Below are 2,260 nucleotides of genomic sequence, written 5' to 3' on the forward strand. Positions count from 1 at the left end.
CGTTGTTCCCTTGCTGATTTCCATTACTCCCTTGTTGAGATTCTCTACCGTTATTCTCCTGCTGATTTCCTCTATTTTCTTGCTGAGATCCTCTACCATTATTTTCTTTTATTTGCCTAGATGGCTGTTCCTCTGGTTTCTTTTGTTCTTTATGCTCTGGTTTCTCATATTTTTTTTCTTTTACAGGAGACAAATCTGATGATGCATCAGAAGCTGACTCCTGCTGCGATTGCACCTCTTCTTCGTTTTCCACCGGATTAGACGACGTGGCAGGTGGAGTAAGCGATTTGTTCTTCTCATTCTCTTGCTTTATATAGACTCCTGTGCCAATTCCAGCTTTTCTAGCATCCTCTCGTACTTGCATCGTGCTACTTTGATATTCGACTGTAATATGTTTTAGCTCATATTCTTTCTTTAATTCTTTCATTTCCTTTACCAACTGTGGTTCTAGCAACTTGTCCTTTGCAACAGCCGTTAGCATAACTTGCTTATCATTCGTTAAATACTTATCCTCTTGACTTTGCTTTATAATCGTACGTATTACGTCTTGCAATTGTTTATTTTCCCATTGCTTCAATTCTTTTAAAATACGCCTTCCATCATCATTACAAGCTTGCAAATCTATAACGCGAAGATCCTTCGTTACGCTCACCTCTAAACTTGGATTTATATCAACTGAGACGTAAGCAAATACTTTTTCTTCCGGTTGGTTGTAGAAAAATAACAGCGCACATAGAAAACAAGCAACAAGTAATGATGCCGGCTTTAAGAAATAAGGGATTGAAAAACGTGATGCTTTTTGTTCTTGTTCTTCAAACGAGATTTCCTCTCCAATCATGCAAGAATCCCCTTTTCTTTTACACGTAATAAACTCTCCATTTGGTGTTAAAACAACTACACTATGTTTTTTTATATCCATCACAATTCCTTTATTCATCATGCTTCCCTCCCCTTATATAATCAAGAATGTATGTATAGTTGTTTGCGAAGATAATACACATTGCAATGATATATTTTCTATGCCGCTCCAACGTTTTACGACTTACCCTAACACGCGGTTCAATATGTTTAAGCGGTAACTTTTTCTTTCGGAACAGCTCCTCCATCATTTCCTCTTCTTTTATAATCATCTTTACAATTTCTATTAAGTGCTCACGCGTGTCACGATGCTTAGGAGATTCTTTAGCAAGCTCTGAAAATGTGATTTTAAACTCAGCTAACACACTTTGAAAATGAAGAATTTCTTCCTTACGATTACTATTGTCCATCTCTTTCATATACTCTGTAAGCGATACTTGCATTTCTAACATTTCCTCTTGCTCATCTTCTTTTAAAAAGACACGGTTATGCTTAGACTCCTTGCGTATATAGTCAATTACATCTCTTTTTATAAGAAGATCAGCAAACGCTAGAAAAGATTTTCCTTTTTTATACGAATACTGTTCAATTGCTTCGTTAAACGCAAACAATCCAATACTATATTCATCATCCTGTTCTGTAATATATCGGCGGCAGACAGACGATATTGATTTTCTAATAAAAGGCTGATACTGAACGATAAAGGCTTCCTTATCTTCTCCATTGTTTTGTATGTTACATACGATATCTTCTATTTTCGGTTTTCTTAAGATCTTCATTACTAAACTCAACACTGGTAATCTCTCAGCCTCCTTCTGCTTTAAATAGAAAAATGGTCACTAAACAAGTGACCATTTAACCACATTTTGTTAGTACTTTTCTTTGGTCTTGTCTTCTTGCTGTTACTTATATTTTTTCGAGACTAACTTCTTTCACTGTTTTCCTAATGATCTTGCTTTTCTCTCGGCACTATAGTTCAGCTTATATTTTAATGTACTTTCTTATTTTCTTCCGCTTGTTTTGCTTGCTCTGTTTCTATTTTATCTCCAATCCTTGAATAACTCTTCTCTATATAATTGGTAATTTCACCCTTTTATTTCGGATGCCCCACTTAATCTAGTAATTTTATTAACACTTCAATATTCTTTCAGAGTCAGTTTTCTTCTATTTATTTTCTTCACTATACATATTCGGAGGAATACAAAGTTTTATGGGGGTCAAAAAATATTTTTATAAAAAAATAGATTTTTATTTCAAAAATAAAAACCATTGATTTGAAAAAGGATTAATCAAATTGATGGTTTTCTTATCATATCTATTAAATTAAGTTGGGCTCTCATTATGTATAAGAAAATCTGCTGATTTTCTCTATCGTTATCTTTCTTGATTATCATAATATGTC

2 protein-coding genes are annotated in these 2,260 nt (G+C 34.0%); both read right to left on the reverse strand.

Going from position 1 to position 2,260, the window contains the following annotated elements; all coding sequences use genetic code 11:
- On the reverse strand, positions 1-940 hold a 940-nt coding region (locus KI369_RS26620), incomplete at its 3' end, for an anti-sigma factor domain-containing protein (protein WP_212958506.1).
- Positions 930-1,652 carry an RNA polymerase sigma factor SigI gene (gene sigI, locus KI369_RS26625; protein ID WP_098225048.1) on the reverse strand — a complete coding sequence of 241 codons (723 nt, stop codon included), beginning with the start codon at positions 1,650-1,652 and terminating at the stop codon, positions 930-932. The genes sigI and KI369_RS26620, both read right to left, overlap by 11 nt.
- Positions 1,653-2,260: the final 608 nt, after the last annotated feature.

It is taken from the genome of Bacillus sanguinis (genome assembly GCF_018332475.1).
Taxonomy (GTDB): Bacteria; Bacillota; Bacilli; order Bacillales; family Bacillaceae_G; genus Bacillus_A; species Bacillus_A sanguinis.